The organism is Lysobacter capsici, from assembly GCF_014779555.2.
Lineage (GTDB): Bacteria > Pseudomonadota > Gammaproteobacteria > Xanthomonadales > Xanthomonadaceae > Lysobacter > Lysobacter capsici.
On record NZ_CP094357.1, the window covers coordinates 1,423,567 to 1,442,539 of the forward strand.

General features: G+C 66.9%; 17 protein-coding genes and 2 pseudogenes. 8 read left to right on the plus strand and 11 right to left on the minus strand.

What is annotated here, in order from left to right; all coding sequences use genetic code 11:
* Positions 1 to 337: 337 nt before the first annotated feature.
* The 3 genes from IEQ11_RS05720 to IEQ11_RS05730 all read left to right on the plus strand — a co-directional run bounded on the left by IEQ11_RS05720 (position 338) and on the right by IEQ11_RS05730 (position 3,697).
* Entirely contained in the window at positions 338 to 1,495 is a 1,158-nt protein-coding gene (locus IEQ11_RS05720; RefSeq protein ID WP_191823040.1) for an ATP-grasp domain-containing protein, read from the plus strand.
* Positions 1,492 to 2,604 carry a GNAT family N-acetyltransferase gene (locus IEQ11_RS05725; protein WP_191823041.1) on the plus strand — a complete coding sequence of 371 codons (1,113 nt, stop codon included), beginning with the start codon at positions 1,492 to 1,494 and terminating at the stop codon, positions 2,602 to 2,604. The genes IEQ11_RS05720 and IEQ11_RS05725 overlap by 4 nt, the downstream gene beginning before the upstream one ends.
* A 79-nt stretch (positions 2,605 to 2,683) precedes the next feature.
* Complete coding sequence (locus tag IEQ11_RS05730) at positions 2,684 to 3,697, plus strand: aromatic ring-hydroxylating oxygenase subunit alpha (protein WP_191823042.1); 1,014 nt, start codon at positions 2,684 to 2,686, stop codon at positions 3,695 to 3,697.
* A gap of 20 nt (positions 3,698 to 3,717) precedes the next feature.
* On the opposite strand, the gene IEQ11_RS05735 is transcribed toward IEQ11_RS05730, so the two are convergent.
* Positions 3,718 to 5,559 (minus strand): DUF4153 domain-containing protein, encoded by a 1,842-nt coding sequence (locus IEQ11_RS05735; RefSeq protein ID WP_191823043.1) that lies wholly within the window; start codon positions 5,557 to 5,559, stop codon positions 3,718 to 3,720.
* 322 nt (positions 5,560 to 5,881) lie between these two features.
* A pseudogene (locus tag IEQ11_RS05740) lies at positions 5,882 to 6,442 on the minus strand (DNA-3-methyladenine glycosylase I); the annotation flags it as partial.
* A gap of 297 nt (positions 6,443 to 6,739) precedes the next feature.
* Between IEQ11_RS05740 and IEQ11_RS05745 the strand changes: the two are divergent.
* The 4 genes and pseudogenes from IEQ11_RS05745 to IEQ11_RS05760 form a co-directional block, all read left to right on the plus strand.
* Entirely contained in the window at positions 6,740 to 7,306 is a 567-nt protein-coding gene (locus IEQ11_RS05745; RefSeq protein ID WP_036102347.1) for a YqgE/AlgH family protein, read from the plus strand.
* A complete protein-coding gene (gene ruvX, locus IEQ11_RS05750) occupies positions 7,303 to 7,791 on the plus strand; it encodes a Holliday junction resolvase RuvX (RefSeq protein WP_046655760.1) in 489 nt (162 codons plus the stop codon). Before IEQ11_RS05745 ends, ruvX begins: the two co-directional genes overlap by 4 nt.
* 31 nt (positions 7,792 to 7,822) lie before the next feature.
* Positions 7,823 to 8,755 (plus strand): aspartate carbamoyltransferase catalytic subunit, encoded by a 933-nt coding sequence (locus IEQ11_RS05755; protein ID WP_191823045.1) that lies wholly within the window; start codon positions 7,823 to 7,825, stop codon positions 8,753 to 8,755.
* A 48-nt stretch (positions 8,756 to 8,803) separates the two neighbouring features.
* Positions 8,804 to 9,013: pseudogene (locus tag IEQ11_RS05760) on the plus strand (alkylphosphonate utilization protein); the annotation flags it as partial.
* Between the two features lie 162 nt (positions 9,014 to 9,175).
* Here the strand turns inward: IEQ11_RS05760 and IEQ11_RS05765 are convergent.
* The 4 genes from IEQ11_RS05765 to mgtE form a co-directional block, all read right to left on the minus strand.
* Positions 9,176 to 10,069 carry a hypothetical protein gene (locus IEQ11_RS05765; protein ID WP_191823046.1) on the minus strand — a complete coding sequence of 298 codons (894 nt, stop codon included), beginning with the start codon at positions 10,067 to 10,069 and terminating at the stop codon, positions 9,176 to 9,178.
* A 49-nt stretch (positions 10,070 to 10,118) separates the two neighbouring features.
* Complete coding sequence (locus IEQ11_RS05770; RefSeq protein ID WP_228464930.1) at positions 10,119 to 10,847, minus strand: carboxylesterase family protein; 729 nt, start codon at positions 10,845 to 10,847, stop codon at positions 10,119 to 10,121.
* 243 nt (positions 10,848 to 11,090) lie between these two features.
* Positions 11,091 to 11,783, minus strand: a complete 693-nt coding sequence (locus IEQ11_RS05775) for a hypothetical protein (RefSeq protein ID WP_191823047.1) — start codon at positions 11,781 to 11,783, stop codon at positions 11,091 to 11,093.
* A gap of 295 nt (positions 11,784 to 12,078) precedes the next feature.
* Positions 12,079 to 13,440 carry a magnesium transporter gene (gene mgtE, locus IEQ11_RS05780; protein ID WP_036102337.1) on the minus strand — a complete coding sequence of 454 codons (1,362 nt, stop codon included), beginning with the start codon at positions 13,438 to 13,440 and terminating at the stop codon, positions 12,079 to 12,081.
* Between the two features lie 494 nt (positions 13,441 to 13,934).
* Here mgtE and IEQ11_RS05785 point away from each other — a divergent pair, with 494 nt between their 5' ends.
* Positions 13,935 to 15,164 (plus strand): hypothetical protein, encoded by a 1,230-nt coding sequence (locus IEQ11_RS05785; RefSeq protein WP_191823048.1) that lies wholly within the window; start codon positions 13,935 to 13,937, stop codon positions 15,162 to 15,164.
* A gap of 105 nt (positions 15,165 to 15,269) precedes the next feature.
* Here IEQ11_RS05785 and ptsP read toward each other — a convergent pair whose 3' ends face one another.
* The 5 genes from ptsP to IEQ11_RS05810 all read right to left on the minus strand — a co-directional run bounded on the left by ptsP (position 15,270) and on the right by IEQ11_RS05810 (position 18,876).
* Positions 15,270 to 16,982, minus strand: a complete 1,713-nt coding sequence (gene ptsP / locus IEQ11_RS05790) for a phosphoenolpyruvate--protein phosphotransferase (protein ID WP_191823049.1) — start codon at positions 16,980 to 16,982, stop codon at positions 15,270 to 15,272.
* Positions 16,983 to 16,995: 13 nt separating this feature from the next.
* On the minus strand, positions 16,996 to 17,265 hold the full coding sequence (locus tag IEQ11_RS05795) for an HPr family phosphocarrier protein (protein WP_036102321.1): 270 nt from the start codon (positions 17,263 to 17,265) through the stop codon (positions 16,996 to 16,998).
* 131 nt (positions 17,266 to 17,396) lie between these two features.
* Positions 17,397 to 17,789 carry a PTS sugar transporter subunit IIA gene (locus IEQ11_RS05800; RefSeq protein WP_036102319.1) on the minus strand — a complete coding sequence of 131 codons (393 nt, stop codon included), beginning with the start codon at positions 17,787 to 17,789 and terminating at the stop codon, positions 17,397 to 17,399.
* 307 nt (positions 17,790 to 18,096) lie between these two features.
* The gene (locus tag IEQ11_RS05805; RefSeq protein WP_036102316.1) at positions 18,097 to 18,393 is read right to left on the minus strand and encodes a hypothetical protein; all 297 of its coding nucleotides are present in this window, start codon (positions 18,391 to 18,393) and stop codon (positions 18,097 to 18,099) included.
* A gap of 69 nt (positions 18,394 to 18,462) precedes the next feature.
* Positions 18,463 to 18,876, minus strand: a complete 414-nt coding sequence (locus IEQ11_RS05810) for an EF-hand domain-containing protein (protein WP_191823050.1) — start codon at positions 18,874 to 18,876, stop codon at positions 18,463 to 18,465.
* Between the last annotated feature and the right edge of the window lie 97 nt (positions 18,877 to 18,973).

The window sequence follows — 18,973 nt, forward strand, 5'->3', positions numbered from 1 at the left end:
TCGCGGTCCTGCAACTGTCGTCCGAACCCGGGTGGTCGAATGCGTAATAGTTCGCTCGGTCGCTATCGGGCGCTATTCCGACGGCATCGCGCGCGAACCGGACGCCTCATAAGGATCAAGCCGAAAGCCCTGCGTCTGACGTGATCGCCGATCCGCGCGAAGCGCCCCGACGCCCGAGACACGCGGCAACCGCGACCGCTCGCCCCGATCGGCAATCCGCCGCCGTGCCCGCCACGTTCCCTTTGCCCGGGCGGTGATGCCTAATAACCGTGTTACCACGAAGACACCGCAACGCGAGAGGACAACGACGTCGGCGCATCGCCGGATCGAACGACGCATGGCCAAGGTACTCATATTGGGCCCCCGAGCCCCTGCGGCGTTGGAGCTTGCGCGTCGCTTCGATCGCGCGGGATGGAGCGCCCATGTCGCCGACAGCGTGTCCTGCCGCTTGAGCGCGTGGTCGCGCTCGGTGGCGCGCGCGCATCGCTTGCCGCCGCCGCGTTCGCAAGCCGGCGAGTTCGTCGCGGCGTTGGCGCGCATCGTCGCCGCTGAAGGCATCGATCTGATCGTGCCGACCTGCGAGGAAGTGTTCTTCCTTTCGCGCTATCGCTCGGCCTTGCCCGATGGCGTGCGGGTGCTGGTCGACGACTTCGAAACCTTGCGCGCGCTGCACAGCAAGCGACACTTCCTCGAACTGGCGCGCGACTGCGGCGCCAATGTGCCCGACAGCGCGATCGTGACCCACATCGACGAAGCGCGCGCATGGGCCGCCGGTGGGTCGCTGGTGCTCAAGCCCGAGTACTCGCGGTTCGGCGTGCATGTGCGGTTGTATCCGCGGGGCATGCCGGCCGATGCAGCGCCGTTGGGGCTGGCGCAGGACTGGGTGGCGCAGCGCTATTACCAGGGCACCGAGCTGTGCTCGTACAGCGTCGCCGATCGTGGCCGCTTGCTCGCGCATTCGGTGTACCGGCCGAGCTACCGATTGCGGCGCAGTTCGAGTTTCTATTTCGAACCCAGCCCTAATGCGGCGATTCGCGAATTCGTCGAGCGCTTTGTGGCCAAGATCGGTTTCACCGGACAGATCTCCTTCGACTGGATCGTCGGCGATGACGGTCTGACCACCGTGCTGGAGTGCAATCCACGCGCGACCAGCGGGGTCCATCTGTTCGCTGACGACGACGCGCTACCAGCGGCGCTGATGGGCGAAACCATGGAGTGCATCGAGCCCAGTCGGCCTCAGCCGAAGATGCTGGCCGGGGTGATGGTCAGCGCGGGTTTGCTGCAGGCGATCGCGCAGGGCAACGTGAGGACGTGGTGGCGCGATTACCGGCGCGCCGACGATGTGCTGGCGGTGGCCGGCGATCGACGCCCGCCGCTCGGCGGCCTGGTCGACATGGGTTCGTACGCGGCAACCGCTTTGCGCCAGGGCTGCAATCTGCGCGAGGCGGCGACGCGCGATATCGAGTGGGACGGCGAGCCATTGCCGGAGCTATGAAGTCCTCGGCGTCCAGCGAGATCGGGTCGTTCAACGCACGCGCGCAAGCGTTCGCGCGGATCCACGCGGAGACGTCATCGGCTGCGTTCGCCGCCAACTTGCACACCCAGGTCGAGACGTTAATCGCGGGTGAGGTGATGTTCCCGGTCACGGTGAACGATGCGCAGGCCGGCAATGCCTGGGTCTGTTCGCCGCACACGACCTACGGCGATTACGCGCTCGAAGAGGCGATCCGCTACGCGCCGCGTTGGCTGTCGCCGGCGTTGAACCTGCTGGGTCGCGGCAGCAAGGCCTGGCTGCGATCGGCGCGGATCGATCGCGCCGTGGCGATCAACAACTGGCTTTTGTCGACCAATCTGTATCCGCCCTTGCCATCCGTGCCGCTGGCGAACCTGTTGCAGCAGGCGCTGGCGCGTTGGCCCGGGCATGCGATCTGGCTGCGTTCGCTCAACGATCTCGAACATCACGATTGGCTAACCGAGTGCGAACGGCTGGGCTTCGCGCTGATCCCGAGCCGGCAGGTGTATCTGTTCCACGACGTCGCGCGCTTGGCGCGCGAGCGACACAATCTCAAGGTCGATCTGAAACTGGCCGCGAAACAACCCGGCCGCGCGCGCGACGGCGATATCGTCGATGCCGACTATCCGCGCATCGCCGAGTTGTACGAACGGCTGTACATGGACAAGTACTCGCGCTGCAACCCGCACTACAACGCGCAGTTCATGCGTCAATGGCATCGGGCCGGTCTGCTGGAATTCGACGGCTATCGCGACGAGGCCGGCCGTCTGCTGTGCATCGCCGGCCAGTTTCGCCAGGGCCACACCCTGACCACGCCGATCGTCGGTTACGACACCGCCTTGCCGCAGCGCATGGGCTTGTATCGCCTGCTGACGGCCTGCACGTTCGAACACGCGATCGCTGGCGGCTTCGGCATCAATTTCAGCGCGGGCGCGGCGGGGTTCAAGCGTCTGCGCGGTGGGGTGCCGAGCATCGAGTACAGCGCGGTGTATATGCGCCATCTGCCTCGCCCGACGCGACGGGTTCTGACGATCATCTCGGCGCTGACACGGCGAGCCGGCGTGCCGATCATGCGCAGGTTCGAGTTGTGAGGGCGGTTTATCGCCCCAAGCCCACGCAAACTGGGCGGACGATATGCGCGGTGACGGCAAATCGCGGGATAATCCAGGCATGACAACCTGGCATGCCTCGCACTACGCACGCTGGTTTCCCGCGCTGTGCACGGACCGCCTCGGCCATAAACCGGCGGCGGTCACCGTGCTCGATCGACCGATCGTGCTCGGCCGCGCGCGCGATGGGCGGTTGTTCGCGTTGGAAGACCGCTGCCCGCATCGGCATGCGCCGCTGTCGGTGGGGACGCTCACTGAGTCGGGCATTGCGTGTCCGTACCACGGCTGGCGCTTCGATGCTGACGGCCGCTTGTGCGAAATTCCCGGTATGCCGGCGGACTGTCCTTTGCCGCAGGTACGTGTACGCAACATCGCGGTGCGCGAACAGGATGGCCTGATCTGGCTGCGCCTGGACGGGCGCGACGAAGGCGCGTTGCCGCGCATGTTGAACGAGAACTCCGCAGGTTCGCGGCGGTTCCTGTGGCAGACGCAATGGCAGGCGCATGTCGTCGATGCGATCGAGAATTTTCTCGATCCGATGCACACACATTGGATTCACCCCGGCCTGGTGCGCAGCGGCGGCGAACGGCAGCCGATGACGGCGCGATTCGAACCCGACGATGCCGGGTTCAAGGTGATCTATCGCGATCAGCCGCGGCAGTCGGGTCTGTTGTACCGCCTGTTCGAATCGCCGCGCGAAAGCGAGCAGGCCATCTTCGACGCACCGGGCAGCGCGCAGATCGAGTACCGCTACGTCAACGGCGGGATCGTTCGCATCAGCCTGCATTTCACCCCGCAGACCCGCGACATCACCTCGGTGTTCGCGAGCTTGCACGTGGAAAACCGTTGGGCGCCGGCGTGGCTGGTACGTCGTCTGGTGTGGCCGTTCCTCAAGCGCGTCAACGATCAGGACGCGCGCATGCTGGCGATGCAGTCGGCCAATCTGCAGCGCTTTCCGGGCGTGCGCGGCGCATCGACCCAGCTCGATCTGGTGCGGCCGTGGGTCGAGACGTTCTGGCAGACCGGCGAGGCACCGGCCGATGAGCAGGCCCACGAGGCGCGGATCCTGCTGTAAGGCCGATGCCGGGGCTCAGTTCAGTGCGAGTCCGGCGTTGGCTTCTTGTCCGCCGCGACCGCCGCGGAGGTCTTGTCCGACTTCATCGCCAGCCGCGTCTTCGCGCGTTCTTCCTCAGAATCCATTTCGAACTGCACCAGCTTGCCGTCGTCGCCGAACTGGAAGTCCGACCAGCGGCGCGGCACCGCCTTGACTTGCCCCGCGCGCATCGCCGGGGCGACGGTTTCGGCGCGATCGCCGAGATAGCTGCGGCCGATCTTGTCCCACAGGCCGTCTTCCAGGCTATAGACGAAGCAGGTCGCACCGTATTGCACGGTGTTGCACAACAGGTAGTCGTTGCGGCCGTTGTGGTCGAGGTCCGGCGTCATCAGCACGCATTGCGAATCGGCATTCAGACAGTCCGGCGTGGGCAGCCGTTGGGCGATCAGGGCCTGCAGCCACACCGTATCGGGTTGATCGGCGCCCGGCGCGATCTGGATATGTCGCAGCGCCGCAGCGACGGTGTCGGCCTGGGCCTGGACGCGATCGTCCATGCTGTATTCCCACGGATTTTTCATTTTGAGCACGCGTTCGAGCTTGGCGCTTTGCTTGTCGCCGGCGAATCGCGGATCGCTGCGCAGGCCCTGCAAGGCTTCGTAGCCGCGCCGGCCGTTCTGGAAACGCAGGTGGCTGAGGTCGAATTCTTCCGCCGGGGTGCGGCCTTCGCGCAGACGCGCGAGTTGATCGTTGACGGTGAGGCGGTGCGGGTCGAGCACCAGCGAGTTTGCCGCGACCGCGAACGCCATGGCCACCAGCGAGACGATCACGTTGACCCGCATCAGCCCGTGCAGCCAGCCCAGGCGCGGTCGCAATGCGGCCCAGGCGTAACCGAACGCGTACGCGGTCAGCACGACCGAGGCGATCACCGCCCACAGGCGTTCGGCGGTCCAGCCGTACTGGCCGATGCGCAAGGCCAGCGCGTACAACCCCAGCATCGCGTAAATCGGCAGGATCAGCAGCGCCGCTTCGACCACTCGCCGCAGCCAGCGCGGATACGGCGGCTCGCCGTTGCCGTCCTGGTACACCGCGTTGACGAACAGCACCATCACCGCGATCAGGCACATCAGGATCAAGGTCGCCGAGCGGGTCCGCCACAGCGCGTCCAGGCCGGTGAACGGCAGGCTGATCACGAACAAGATCGCGATCACCGCGACCAGCGGCAGCAGCCCTTTGAAGATCGCGAACAGAATCTGCCGCGCGACCTGCACCGGCCGCTGCTGGGTGCGGCCGACCAGCACGCCCAGGCCGATCATGATCCCGCTGGCGAGATGGATGAAGCTGCGCATGGTGAACAGATCGGCGAAGAACTGGATGCCGATCAGCTTGAACAGCACCGCGCACAGGCCGAGCACCGCCCAGCAGATGCCGACGAACACCGCGGTCAACAGCAAGGTCAGCGCGTTCTGCCAGCCGTGCTCGAACAGTTGATCGTAGGACGCGCGCCAGCGGCCGCTGTCCAGGCGGCATTGCAGATAGGGCAGGGCGATGAACAAGGCGATCGCCAGGCTCGCGCCGAACGGCCACAGCACCGCGCTGGCGCTGATGTCGGGCGCGCCGGTCGCGCTCCAGCCGGCCCACCACGCCAGCAGCAGATAAATCGCGCCGATGCCGACCGCGTGTTGCCAGAAGCGCGCGTCATTCAGGCGCTGCACCGACAGTATCATCATCGTCGGCACCGACAACACGATGACGTAGCCGCACACTTCCAGGCCGCTGTTGGCGAACGGGCCGATCCGCAGCAGATACAGCAGCAAGCCCTGCAACAGCGCGACCAGGACGATGAACGAGCGCGTGGCGGCGGACAGGGTGGAGGGCGAGGTCATGCGGAATCCTTTGCGATCAGCTTGGTAAGCGGCGCATCGCGCGGCGCGCGCCGGGGCGGCGCGCATCGCGATGTCGTCCATGACGATGGGGCGGGCGTGACGGTCAGCGGGTCTTCTTCGCCGCGGGCTTGGCGCTCGCGGTTTTCTTTGCGACGGGTTTCTTGCTTGCCGCTGGTTTGGCGGCTGCTTTCTTGGCCGGCGCCGGCTTGCCGACGCTCTTCTTGGCGACAGTTTTATCGACGGCCTTGGCGGGCGCGGCCTTTGCGTCGCCGGCTTTCCGCGCTGTGGATCCGGCGGACTTCGAAGCGGGCTTCAGTGCCGCGGCTTGTTCGCGCGCTCGCCGCCAGTACGGCTTGAGCTTGTCGATGCGCTGATAGGCCGGGCAGCTTTCGCGATGCGCGCCGGGCAGGTAGCTCAGACTCATCAGGAATTCGTTGGTGATCTCGCCGCCGGTGAAGCGGAAGGTCTTCTTGAACAATTTGATCCAGTCGGCTTTCTCGCGCGGCCGGCCGTCGAGCATTTGATGCGCATCTAGCCATTGGGCAAAGCCGCCGTGGCTGGCGCGCAGGCTCTGGATCACCTGGGCGTTGTGGATCGCCGCATCGACCTTGAGCCGGTTGCGGATGATGCCGGCGTCCTCGAGCAGGCGCAGGCGCTCGGCCTGTCCGTACGCGGCGACCTTGTCGACCACGAAACCGTCGTAGGCGCGGCGGAAGCCCTCGCGCTTGCGCAGGATGGTTTCCCAGCTCAGCCCGGCCTGGTTGATTTCCAGGATCAGGCGCTCGAACAGGTCCGATTCGTCGCGTTGCGGGAAGCCGTACTCGCGGTCGTGGTACTCGCCATGGACGGGATGGTTTGGGGCGATATTGCAGTAGCCCGACATGAAAGCCTCGAAGGAGCGCGCTCGAACCGGCGCGGCACTGGATTGTCGGCGCGCCGCCTGGGCGAATCCAGTGGCGGCGCGGATCGGTGGGCCGCGGACCGCCGCCGGGGGCGGGCGCCGGCGGCTCACGCCGGCTCACGCGCCGCTCGGGCGCGGTCTATCAAGGTTTGGGCGGGATTCGACCGGGTCGGGCCGGAGCCCGCCCCGGGCGGACATCGGCCCGCGGCCGAACCCGAAGCTGCGCGCCAGCACCCGTTTTCGCGGCCCGCAGCCGCGCCCGGCACGTTAGAATGGGCCATGCCCGTGATGCCGACACCCCTTGCCAATCAGGTCCTGATCGCGCTGTCCGCGCTGGCCGATACCAATTTTTCGCGCAGCGTCGCCTTGATCTGCCAACACGACGACGACGGTGCCATGGGCATCGTGGTCAATCGTCCGTCGGAATACACGCTCGGCGAAGTGTTCGGACAGATGGGCGTGGACGGCGGCGACGAATCGCTGCGCGCGCAGGTCGTGCTGGCCGGCGGCCCGGTTCATCCCGAGCGCGGCTTCGTGCTGCACGACGGCGGTACCCGCTGGGATTCGACCCTGGTCATCGGCAGCGGCCTGTACCTGACCACCTCGCGCGACATCCTCGAGGCCATGGCCGCGGGCGAAGGCCCGGACAACGCCGTGGTCGCGCTGGGTTGCGCCGGCTGGGGTTCGGGCCAGCTCGAACACGAAATCACCGAGAACGATTGGCTGACCGCGCCGGCCGACGCCGAGCTGCTGTTCGAACTGCCGCTGGACGCGCGCTGGCAGGCCGCGGCCGGGCGCATCGGCGTCGATCTCGCCCATCTGGCCGATTACGCCGGGCACGCATGAGCTCGGAAGCGAGCCATTCGACCATCCGCAGCGACGGCACCGTGCTCGGATTCGATGTCGGTTCGCGCCGGATCGGGGTCGCGGTCGGCAGCGCGTTCGGCTATGGCGCGCGCGCGCTGGCGGTGATCGACGTGCACGGCGGCGGCCCGGACTGGGGCGCGATCGATCGCGTGCTCAAGGAATGGCGCCCCGATGGTTTGATCGTCGGCGACCCGATGACGCTCGAAGGCGGCGACCAGCCCGCGCGCGTGCGCGCGCTGAGCTTCGCGCGGCAATTGCGTCAGCGTTACAAATTGCCGGTGGTGATGGTCGACGAGCGTTCCAGCTCGGTCGAGGCCGCGCACCGTTTCGCCGCCGATCGCGCCGAAGGCCGCAAGCGCCGCCGCGACGCCGAAGCCCTCGATGCGGTGGCCGCGGCGGTGATCGTCGAACGCTGGGCGGCGTCTCCCGGCGACGCCACCGATATCGACCTGATTCCGCCCTGACTTACCCGCCCGCTCTCATCAGTCCGCTCCCATGAATTCCTCCGTTTCCCCCGCTGGTTCGCGCCATCTGCTGAGCCTGCGCGACAGCACGCGCGCATCGCTCGACGCCTTGTTGATCCGCGCGCAGGCCTTCGCCGAAGGCCACTACGACAGTCGCGCGCTGGCCGGCATCGCGGTGTGCACGTTGTTTTTCGAGCCGTCCACGCGCACCCGTTTGAGTTTTCAGCTGGCCGCGCAGCAGCTCGGCGCGCATGTGCTGAACTTCGACGCGTCCACTTCGTCGACCAGCAAGGGCGAGACCGCGCTGGACACGCTCAAGAACATCGAGGCGATGGGCGTGCGCGGTTTCGTCATCCGCCATCGCGAGGACGGCGCGGTCGCCGCGCTCGCCGAGCAGGCGCGCGAAGGCACTTGCCTGATCAATGCCGGCGATGGACGCAGCGCGCACCCGACCCAGGGCCTGCTCGACATGCTGACCCTGCGCCAGGCCAAGGGCGCGGATTTTTCCGCGTTGCGCGTGGCCTTGATCGGCGACGTCAAGCATTCGCGCGTGGCGCGCTCGGACCTGCAGGCGCTGCGCGCGCTGGGCGCCGGCGAGATCCGCGTATGCGGCCCGGCCTCGCTGTTGCCCGACGACGGCACCTTGGACGGCTGCGTGGTCACCCAGGATTTCGATGCCGCGCTGGACGGCGTGGACGCGGTAATGATGCTGCGTCTGCAGCGCGAACGCATGGAAGAAGGCCTGGTCGCATCGCTGGACGATTATCACCGCGATTACGGCCTGACCGCGACGCGCCTGCGCCGCGCCGCCGCCGATGCGGTGGTGATGCATCCCGGCCCGATGAACCGCGGGGTCGAGATCACCGACGAAGTGGCCGATGGTCCGCAGTCGCTGATTTTGACTCAGGTCGCCAACGGCGTGGCGGTGCGCATGGCGGTGCTGGAAACCCTGCTGAAGGGCTGACTTTCGCCGCGTCGGGTTGATGCGGCGGCTTACCTGGATATCGACATGATCGTGAAAGACAGCAACGGCACCGTGCTCGCCGATGGCGATTCGGTGCTGCTGATCAAGGACCTGAAAGTGAAAGGCACCTCGGTGACGCTCAAGCGCGGCACCTTGTGCAAGAACATCCGCCTGACCGACGAGGAAGACGAGATCGAGTGCAACGTCGACAAGGTCAAGGGGCTGGTGTTGCGGACTGAGTTTTTGAAGAAGGCGTAATCGCGCGGGGAGAGAAAATCCCCGCTATCGCTTGAAAGGCGGAAGACAGGCGGTGACGCCGAAGATGCATGTCGTCGCCGGCAGCTGATTGCCGGTATGCGCGTTCCCAGGTAGCGGGTATTCGCGCTTGTCTCCGCCTGGTTTTTTCGACGGCAGGCAGGCTCATCGCCGCTTCGCCTCCTGGCGATAATGCACGAAGCTGCCCACGCAAGCGCCATCGAGCGCATTGGGATAGATCGTCGTAAAACTTCCCGGCGGATGCGCCTCGTATACGACGGCCTGATCTTGCCTGGGGAACGCGCGTGCACCGGTACGGGTGGCCGCCCGGTCAATCGGGAAACACGGTTTCGCCGCCAGGGTCAGGCTGATCCCGAAAATCTTGCCGCCCGCGGAATGCGAACGAAGCCGGAGCAGTTGGGCGTCGCCGACGGCTTTGTCCGCCGCGTCCAATCCGGCGGTGCGCGCCTGTTCCAGTTCGGCCGAGGCCTTTTGCAGATCGGCGGGCTCGCTCGATAAAAGCAGATCCAGCACGCGCGAAAAGGCGACGCGACCGGAGGCTCGCTCGGCCTCGTCGGATTGCGATTCGGCGGGCGTGGCGCGGTCGAGACTCAGATGCCCCAGGCAAGCCCTGTCATGGCCCTGAGCCGAGAACCCGCCGCGCACACCGATCGCTTCGAAAGCGAAACCGTCATCGTGCGCGAACGCAAGCCTCGCATAGGTCTTGGCTACGACCTCGCTCAGGGCGATGCAGTCCGATGGCGCAACCATCAGCGTCAGACCGGTGACGCTGCCGTTTCGCTCGTGGATTGCCCACTTGGTTAGCCGGGTGCCGTCCGCCAGCGTGACGGGGGCGTCGCTGGCCTTCAGCTCGCCGTTCTTGCGCAAGACTTTGACGATGTCATCGAAGCCGTCGCCGCGCTGGGTCGTGATCGAGGTCAGAGCATCGAGCAACAAGCCGTTGTCTGGAGTCCGGGAGGCTGGCTGCGTGTTTGCGCACGAAGATAATGCGCAGGGCAGTATCGCCAGGCCGCTCACCTTGAGTGCGTCGACGCTCATTGCATCCATCTTCGCTAACAGCGCTGTGCGGTGCCTGATGAAAGAATGTTCACGGCCGATGTTGCGCGAACACCCATGGCCACAACTCCGCCGTCGCATACGCCGGGTCCCAGGAGTTATGGTCGGCGTCGGGAAATTCGGTGTAGCGCACGTCGGCGCCGGCGCGCTTGAGCGCGGCGCTCATGTCGCGCGAGTAACGCGGCGGAACCACGTCGTCCTGCGCGCCATGGAAAATCCAGAACGGGATGCCGCGCAGCTTGCGCGCGGCGGCGTCCAGGTCCAAGGCTCCGCCCAGCGCGGCGATGCGCTCGGCGTCGTAGGCCTTCGGCGGGTCGTAGCCTCCGCAGATCGGCACCACCGCGGCGAAGCGGTCGGGTTGCATCAGGGCCAGTTCGTAGCTCGCATAACCGCCCATCGACAGGCCGGTCAGCACGATGCGCTTGGGATCGGCGTTGAATTCGGCCTGGGCGCGGTCGAGAATTTTCAGCGCGGTGCCGGCGAAACGGTCGGCATCGATCTGGTCGGTGTGCATCTGCGGGAACACTACGATCGCCGGGAAGTCGTCCATGCGTTCGCGGATGATCGGGCCGAGCCCGACCTCGACCTGCTTGCGGTTGTCGTCGCCGCGTTCGCCCGAGCCGTGCAGGAACACGATCAGCGCGGGCCGTTCGCCGCCGGCCTTGAGCGAGGGCACGAACACTTGATAGCGATGCACGACACCGTGGTCGAGCACCAGTTCGCGGCTCAGGAAACGGCCGTGTTCGCGTGAATCGGTCATGGCGGAGGACTCCGGAGGCGGGGTTCGCGGCGACGGCGCATGGCTGCACGCGGCGATCAGCGCGATCGAAGCGGACCACAACAGCGCGGCGGCGAATCGCAGCGGGCGGCAACGGCGCATCGGCATCCTCCGGGGCGGGATATCCGCATCATCGGTTGCGGCCGTCAACGATTCAAGCGCGTGCCGGTTGACTGTCGCTGACGAATCGCGGCGATGGGCCACGATCCGCAAGGGGCGGCCGATTCAGGCCCGCGCGGCCAGACGTTCATGCAGCAACCGCTGCGCCGCCAGGATCGCTTCGGCGCTGAGTTGGAACTTGCGCTTCGGCCCGCTGTTCGCGGTCCACGCGAAGCGGCGCCACAGCGCCAGCGGCACGCCGTTTTCCACGCTCCAGCCTTGCAGACGGCGCAGCAGGGTTTCGGTGTAGGCGTACAGCGCCAGCGCTTCGCGCAGGTCGGCGTCGCGCATCAGCGCGCTCACTTCGGATTCTTCGAGCAGGCGTTCGTGTTCAAGCGCCAGGGCATCGAGGCAGTCGCGCATGCGGCGGTCGGCGCGGCGCTGGTCGCCGTTGCTGAGCGGGCGCGAGCGCAGGCTCGGTGCGTGGATGAACCAGCTGCACATCTGGCAGAAGCAGTGCGCATCCGGTGAATACCGGCGCAGGCCCGGCTCGGCGACCAGACGATGGCCGTCGCTCAAGTAACTGGCGAACAGATTGCAGAATTCGCTCAGATGCTCGCGCTGCGGGCGCGCGTCGGGCGGAAATTCGCCGTAGTGGCGTTCGATCCATGCGGCGGCGGCGCGGGGATCGTCGGCGTAGGCGTGGGCGGCGTCGAATGCGATGAAGCCGCGCTGGATGCCGTCGGCCATCCATCGCAACAGCGCGTAGCTGCGTGCCTGCAGGCCGACTGCGTGTTCGAGAGCGTCAGGTTGGAACATGCGCGCAAGCTTAGTGCGCGGGTTTGCGAGGGGCGATGCCGCTGGTCAGGGTACGGGCGGCTGGGGCAGAGGCGTGGCGTTATGGTTCGCCGGCTCTCACTACTGTCATCCCCGCGAAGGCGGGGATCCAGAAATTTCACAGTCATGCCTGGATGAAGCCCTGGATCCCCGCCTTCGCGGGGATGACGAGCTTGAAGATGACGAGCGGGATGACAAACTGGATGACAAGCGGATGACGAGCGTATGCGGTCATGCGAGCGCATGCGGCGCGCCGTGCCGATCGAACCCGACGATTTCAATTCAACAAGATCACCGTCGCCAACCCCAGGAAGCTCAGGAAGCCCATCACGTCGGTCAGCGTGGTCAGCATGACGCCGCCGGCCAGCGCCGGATCGAAGCCCAGGCGCTTGAGGGTGATCGGCACCAGCACGCCGCCGGCGGCGGCGGTCAGCATGTTGATGGTCAGCGCGGCGCCGATCACCAGCGACAGGCCGGGCTGGCGGAACCAGATCAGCACGATCACGCCCAGGATGATGCCGAGCACCAGGCCGTTGATCAGCGCGACCGCCAGTTCCTTGCGCAGCAGCACGCCGAGGTTGGAGGCGCCGATCTGGCCCAGGGCGAGGCCGCGGATCATCAGCGCGAGCACCTGGGTGCCGGCGTTGCCGCCCATGCCGGCGACGATCGGCATCAGCGCGGCCAGCGCGACCAGTTTGGCGATGGAGTCTTCGAACTGGCCGACCACGCTCGCGGCCAGGAACGCGGTGCACAGATTGATCGACAGCCAGATCAGGCGACGGCGGAACGCGCGCCGCACCGGGCTGAACAGGTCTTCGTCCTCGTCCAGGCCGGCCGCGCTCAAGGCCTGGTGTTCGGCTTCTTCGCGGATGATGTCGACCACGTCATCGATGGTGATGCGGCCGAGCAGGATGTTGTTGTCGTCGACGACCGGGGCGCTGATCCAGTCGTGATCGGAGAACTGGCGCGCGACTTCGCCGGCGGTTTCGCCGACGTCGATCGCGGGCTGTTCGTCGTCGATCAGTTTGTTGATCGCGGTGCCGGGCTCGTGGGTGAGCAGCGCGGCCAGGGCGATGCGGCCCAGGTATTGATGGCGGCGGCTGACCACGTACAGGTGATCGGTGTGCTCGGGCAGTTCGCCGCGCAGGCGCAGATAGCGCAGCACCACGTCGATGGTGGTGTCGGCGCGCACCGTCACCACGTCCGGGTTCATCAGGCGGCCGGCGGTGTCTTCCGGATAGGACAGGACCTGTTCGAGCCGCTCGCGGTTCTCGCGGTCCATCGACTTGAGCACTTCGTCGATGACCGTGTCGGGCAGGTCTTCGACCAGGTCGGCCAAGTCGTCGATGTCGAGGTCTTCGACCGCGGCGACGATTTCGTCGGTGTCCATGTCCGCGAGCAGGCTCTCGCGCACTTCCTCGCCGACGTGGACCAGGACCTCGCCGTCGTCCTCCGGATCGACCAGGCCCCAGACGATGACGCGCTTGCCCGGCGGCAGCGATTCGAGCAGGTTGCCGATCTCGGCCGGCGACAGCGTGTTGACCAGCCGCCGCACCGGACCCAGCCGCCCGCTGTCGAGCGCGTCGGAAAGCAGGCGCAGCTGACGTGCGGTCTTGTCGTGGCGGACGGCTTCGGCCAATGCGGTACTTCCTGGCGGGTGACGGACGCGGCCACGAAGCCGGCGGGGGTCAAACGATCACCCCGCCATTATCTCTTGTGGCGCTGTCAAAGCCCAGACTAGAAGCCGGGCGCGCTAGGCAGGGTGACGACGCGGCCGCGTGCCGTTGCGCCACGCGCGCGGGGCGGCCGCGTCGAGCGCTTCGGGCCGCATGCGCGATCCAGGCCGGCCGGCCTGTCGACGCCGAACGCCGACATCCGCTGCGATCGCATGGCCATGCCGGCGCGCGTCGAGCGATCGCATGCGCGGGCCGACGCCTCAGGCGAAAAAAACGGCCAGAACGATGAGCCGATCCGCTCCCCTTTTCCGAGTCATGTCAGGCAGCCCAGATGCGCGCCGCCGATGAGGCCTTGCCCGGGAGGGACCCGCCCAGTTGCCCACCGTCATTGAAGACACCTGCTCATCCATTTCGATCGGCCGTTCGCCGATTCGAATCACTGCCTAAGGACGATGTCATGAACAAGCTTTTGTTGATCGCCGCCGCTTTGCTGGTCGGGGCTCCGCTGCTCGCCTCGGCGACGGCGTATGTGCCGCGGCCGTCGTATGCCGGGGTGTACCAGACCTACAACCCCACGATCACCGATTATTTCTATACGACCAATTACCCCGAGTCCTATGCCTCGCTGTCCAACGGCTACAGCAGCCAGGGCGTGCCGTTCTACATCGAACAAACCCCGCAGGCGCATACGATCCCGCTGCATCGCTACTGGAAGGGCGCGCCCAGCACCGAGCACGTCTACATCACGCCCGACCAATACCCGCAGGACCTGGTCAACGTCACCAATGCCGGCTACACCTATCAGGGCATCGCCGGCTACATCTATCCCAAGTCGCTGGTCGACAATCTGGCGCCGCAGTTGCTCGGCGGGATGGTGCCGCTGTATCGCCTGGCCAAGTTCAATGGCAACAACAACGATCTGCAGCACAAGTTCACCATCTCCGAGACCGAGAAGAACACGTTGATGGCCGATGGCTGGAGCTTCGATCACGTCGAAGGCTACGTGCCCCGGTGGACGGTCAACGCGCAGTTCCTCGGCGGCTATCCGGCCTTCACCGGTGGTCACGTCATGACCCGGCGCTGCGGCCCCAGCGGTCCGTGCCCGGGCGGCGCGTCGTTCCGCAACGGCTACAACGGCTACAAGTTCGTCAACTCGACCAGCAAGCCGGCCGGCAAGACCACCCAGGTCATGACCTTCGATCTGTTCACCCCGGACTATTTCGCCGCCGGCCAGAGCGATCACATCGCGATCGGCCTGCACGGGCACTGGAACATCGACCTGAGCAATATCGACAACAGTTCGAACCCGGCCAACAACCACCATGCGCTGGGCGTCATCATCGGCGCCTCGTCGTGCGGCATCAACGTGCGGGTCGAAGCGTTCTGGCCCACCGGCAACAACCTGTCGGCCTGCAACGGTCAGGGCAATCTGCTCAACAACCAGACCTACCGCTTCCGCATCGCGGTCACCGACGCCGGCATGATCAGCTACACCGTGCACAGCATCAGCCCCAGCGGCATGGTGATCGCCCAGGTCGCCAGCGACGTGGTCAACGGCAACAGCTTGTTCACCGCGCCGGGCTACGGCTTCCCGGCCGCCGACACCGGTTATTTCATGGTCCAGGCTACGATGGACCAGGCCGATTACTCGGTCTACTTCAGCAACCTCAACGTGACCTGGCAGTAAGCGCCAACGCACGCAATGCGGCGGAAACGGGCCTTCGGGCCCGTTTTCGTTCGCGGCGGTTGTCGTGCGTGACGCGAGGGCCACGCGCAGTGCGTGGCGGTGGGCTCAGGTCTTGTTGAGCCAGGCTTCGATGCCGGCGCGGTCCTTGGCCCGCAACAGCGCCGGTGCGCGCTTGCGCAGCGATTCCAGGTCGAGGCCGCGGATCGCCCGGCGCAGTTCCAGCAAGGTCGCCGGATGCAGGCTGAATTCCTCCAGCCCCAATGCCAGCAACAGCGGCGCGAAATTGGAATCGCCGGCCATTTCGCCGCACACCGCGACCGGTTTGCCGCGCGCCTTGGCCAGCCGGATCACGTCGCGGATCACCCGCAGCACCGCCGGATGCAGCGGGGTGTACAGATCGCTGAGCGCTTCGTTGTTGCGATCGACCGCGAGCAGGTACTGGACCAGATCGTTGGTGCCGATCGACAGGAAATCGATCAGGCCGATGAAGCCGGGCAGGGCGATCGCCGCGGCCGGCACTTCGATCATCGCGCCCAGCGGGGTGTGCTCGGCGATCTCGTGGCCCTGCTTGCGCAGGTCGGCGGCGACTTTCTTGAGCAGCTTGCGGACCGTGCTGACTTCCTCGGTCGAGCTGATCATCGGCACCAGCACCCGCACCGGGCCGTAGCCCGAGGCGCGCAGGATCGCGCGCAACTGGGTTTCGAGCAGGCCCTCGCGCGCCATCGACAGGCGCACGCCGCGCACGCCCAGCGCCGGGTTGGGTTCGTCGCGCAGCGCCAGGCCGGTCTTGTCGGCCTTGTCGGCGCCCAGATCGAGGGTGCGGATGGTGACGGTGCGGCCGGTCATGCCGAGCACGACGTCGCGGTAGACGCGGAACTGTTCGTCCTCGTCGGGCAATTCGTTGCGCTGCAGGAACAGGAATTCGGTGCGGTACAGGCCCACGCCGGCCGCGCCGAGCGCATGCGCCTCGGCCACGTCCTCGCGCGATTCGGCGTTGGCGTACAGCTTGATGTCGACGCCGTCGAGGGTGCGGGTGGGCTCGCGGCGCAGGCGGTGCAGTTGCTTGCGTTCGCGCGCCAGCTCGCGGGTGCGCGCGCGGTGCGCGCGCAGGTCCTCGGCATTGGGTTCCAGGATCACCGTGCCGGTGCCGCCGTCGACCACCAGCGCATCGCCGTCGTTGATCTTAAGCAGCGCATGCGCGGTGCCGACGATAAGCGGCAGGTGCAGGCTGCGCGCCAGGATCGCGCTGTGCGACAGGGTGCTGCCGGCGGCGGTGACGATCGCCATGACCCCTTGCGCCTGCAGCTGCGCCAGTTCGGCCGGGGCGACGTTGTCGGTGACCAAGATCTCGCCCGCGACTCCGGACGTGTCGTGATCGCGGCGATGCAGCGCGGCATGGATGCGCCCGATCACCTGATCGATATCGTCCACGCGGCTGCGGAAATACGCATCGTCCATCGCTTCGAACACCGAGGCGATGCGGTCGCGTTGCAGGCGCAGGGCGTAGTCGGCGGCGTAGTGGCCGGTGCGGATCAGTTCGTCCAGGCCCTGCAGCAGTTCGGGGTCGTCGAGCAGCAGTGTGTGCAGGTCGAGGAATTCGCCGACTTCGTGGGCGAGCGCGCCGTGCAGGCGGTCGCGCAGCGCGTGCATCTCGCTGCGCACGATGTCGATGGCGGTGTGCAGGCGCGCGAGTTCGGTTTCGACCTGGCCGGCGCCGATGCGCTCCTCGGCGACTTCCAGCGCGTGCGGCAGGCGGACCCGGGCGCGACCGAGCGCGCTGCCTCTGGATGCGCCGTGACCTTGGAATAGCTGCCGCATGCGCGCCTCCGGCTCAGCTGTCTTCGTCGAAGCGACGATCGAACAGCGCCGTGACCGCCTCGGCGGCGTTGGCTTCGTCCTCGCCCTCGACCCGCAGCTTGACGTGGGTGCCCTGGCCGGCGGCGAGCAGCATCACGCCCATGATGCTCTTGGCGTTGACCTCGCGGCCCTTGGCGGTGAGCGTGGCGTTGCTGCGGAAACCCGACAGCACCTGCACCAGCTTGGCGGTGGCGCGGGCGTGCAGGCCCAGTCGGTTGGAAACGGTGAGTTCGCGTTCGATCATGTCGGGGTCCTCAGGCAATGGTCAAACGCAGCGTGCGTGGCGGTGCGGGTGTGCGTTGGTGCGGTCGCGTCATGCGGTTTCAGGTTTTCCAAACAGGGGCTTCCAGCGGTGTGGTGATCGGGGGCTTGCGCTCAGGCATCGTCGAGTATCACACCGTTGCGGGCGCCGGCCGCGGCGACCGCGGGCAATTGGTCCAGTTCGAGCTCGGCGTAGTTCATCACCCGCAGCAGCATCGGCAGATTCAAGGCCGACACGCGGCGTACCGGCGTGCCCAGGCGCGCGACCCGCGCGGCCAGGTTGTTCGGCGAGGCGCCGTACAGATCGGTGAGCACCAGCACGCCGTCGCCGTCGTCGACCCGGCGCAGGGCCGCGCTCGCCGCCGGCAGCAGGCTGTCCAGATCGGCATCGAACGGCACCTCCAGCGCTTCGGTGCGCAGCGGCAGCGGATTCAACAGACGTTGGGCCACCGACAGCAGTGCGCTGCCGATTCCGGAATGAGTGATGAGCAGGACGCCGACGGACATGGCTCCAACTTAGCAGAGCACGGTGACAGGCCGGAAGCTCCCCGTGCGGTGTTTGCGCGTCCGGCCGCGTTCTCGTCCGGGCGTCGGTCCGGTGAATGCGCCGTGGCGCCTGGCGATGGCTGGATTGCCGCTCGCGCCGGCGGCGTCGTTGCGCCACTGGAACAGCGTGTCGGATGCATGCCGGCTGGATGCGCGAGTCCAGGCATGCGGTCGGCCGCCCCGTCCGTGCGGCTTTCGGCAGGGTCGTGGGGCGAGCACAAAAAACGGGCAGCCATATGGCTGCCCGTCGGGTGGATCGAACCGCCGCTTACTGCTTGGGCGGGGTCTGGCTGTCGGCCGGCGGCGGTGCGGTCGGATCGTTGGGCTGCGGGTTCGCCGGCGGCATGTCGTTGGGCGGCGTGTCGGCCGGCGGCGGCAGTTCGCCCGGCGGCGTGGTGTCGGCGGGCGGCGTGGTGGCCGGAGCGGTGGTGTCGCTCGGCGCGGTCGCGGCGGGGCCGGCGGCGGTCGGCTCGGTGGGCTTGTTGCAGGCGCTCAGCAGGCCGGCGGCGAGCAGCGCGCTCAGGATCGCGGCGAGCGGACGCGGACGGGGCAGGGGAATGTTCATCGGAATCCTTTGCTGATCGGATCAGCGCTGTGTGGGAGATGGGGCGTCGCGACGCAAGTGCGACGCGGATTATTTTTCGTCGACCACCTTGCCGCGCTCGGTCGGCTTGTTCTGCCCGGCCTGATATTCCGTCGACGACAGCGCGCCGTCGCCGTCGAGGTCGTGGATCGAGAAATTGGCCGCCAGTCGCGCGTCGAGCGCGGCTTCGTCGCGGCTGATCCTGCCGTCGCCGTTGGCGTCGAGTTCGGCGAAGGTGGCCGGGCCGATCGCATCGTTCGGCGCGGGCGGGGTGCGGCTGTCGCCGCGCTGGTCGTTGACCGGCGGTTCGGTGCGCTGCATCGAGGTGTCGGGCGAGGTGCTCGGGTTTTGCGGCCTGTGTTGCGCGAGCGCGGTCGAACTCAGGCTCACGGTTGCAAGCGCGAGCAGGCACGCGCTCGTCAGCGGTCTCAGTGTCTGGCTGAGGCTGCGGGTCATGGGGTTCATGTCGCGGCTCCGTAGCGGGGAAGGCCGGAGACTCGTCTCCGTGCGATTCGACCCTACGTGGACGCATGCAAGCATCGCGGCACGGCGATGGGAAAAT

Bases quoted from the DNA above. Each gene is read 5' to 3' on its own strand.
- IEQ11_RS05720 (WP_191823040.1), top strand. From the start codon at position 338: ATGGCCAAGGTACTCATATTGGGCCCCCGAGCCCCTGCGGCGTTGGAG.
- IEQ11_RS05725 (WP_191823041.1), top strand. From the start codon at position 1,492: ATGAAGTCCTCGGCGTCCAGCGAGATCGGGTCGTTCAACGCACGCGCG.
- IEQ11_RS05730 (WP_191823042.1), top strand. From the start codon at position 2,684: ATGACAACCTGGCATGCCTCGCACTACGCACGCTGGTTTCCCGCGCTG.
- IEQ11_RS05735 (WP_191823043.1), bottom strand. From the start codon at position 5,559: ATGACCTCGCCCTCCACCCTGTCCGCCGCCACGCGCTCGTTCATCGTC.
- IEQ11_RS05745 (WP_036102347.1), top strand. From the start codon at position 6,740: ATGCCCGTGATGCCGACACCCCTTGCCAATCAGGTCCTGATCGCGCTG.
- ruvX (WP_046655760.1), top strand. From the start codon at position 7,303: ATGAGCTCGGAAGCGAGCCATTCGACCATCCGCAGCGACGGCACCGTG.
- IEQ11_RS05755 (WP_191823045.1), top strand. From the start codon at position 7,823: ATGAATTCCTCCGTTTCCCCCGCTGGTTCGCGCCATCTGCTGAGCCTG.
- IEQ11_RS05765 (WP_191823046.1), bottom strand. From the start codon at position 10,069: ATGAGCGTCGACGCACTCAAGGTGAGCGGCCTGGCGATACTGCCCTGC.
- IEQ11_RS05770 (WP_228464930.1), bottom strand. From the start codon at position 10,847: ATGACCGATTCACGCGAACACGGCCGTTTCCTGAGCCGCGAACTGGTG.
- IEQ11_RS05775 (WP_191823047.1), bottom strand. From the start codon at position 11,783: ATGTTCCAACCTGACGCTCTCGAACACGCAGTCGGCCTGCAGGCACGC.
- IEQ11_RS05785 (WP_191823048.1), top strand. From the start codon at position 13,935: ATGAACAAGCTTTTGTTGATCGCCGCCGCTTTGCTGGTCGGGGCTCCG.
- ptsP (WP_191823049.1), bottom strand. From the start codon at position 16,982: ATGCGGCAGCTATTCCAAGGTCACGGCGCATCCAGAGGCAGCGCGCTC.
- IEQ11_RS05795 (WP_036102321.1), bottom strand. From the start codon at position 17,265: ATGATCGAACGCGAACTCACCGTTTCCAACCGACTGGGCCTGCACGCC.
- IEQ11_RS05800 (WP_036102319.1), bottom strand. From the start codon at position 17,789: ATGTCCGTCGGCGTCCTGCTCATCACTCATTCCGGAATCGGCAGCGCA.
- IEQ11_RS05805 (WP_036102316.1), bottom strand. From the start codon at position 18,393: ATGAACATTCCCCTGCCCCGTCCGCGTCCGCTCGCCGCGATCCTGAGC.
- IEQ11_RS05810 (WP_191823050.1), bottom strand. From the start codon at position 18,876: ATGAACCCCATGACCCGCAGCCTCAGCCAGACACTGAGACCGCTGACG.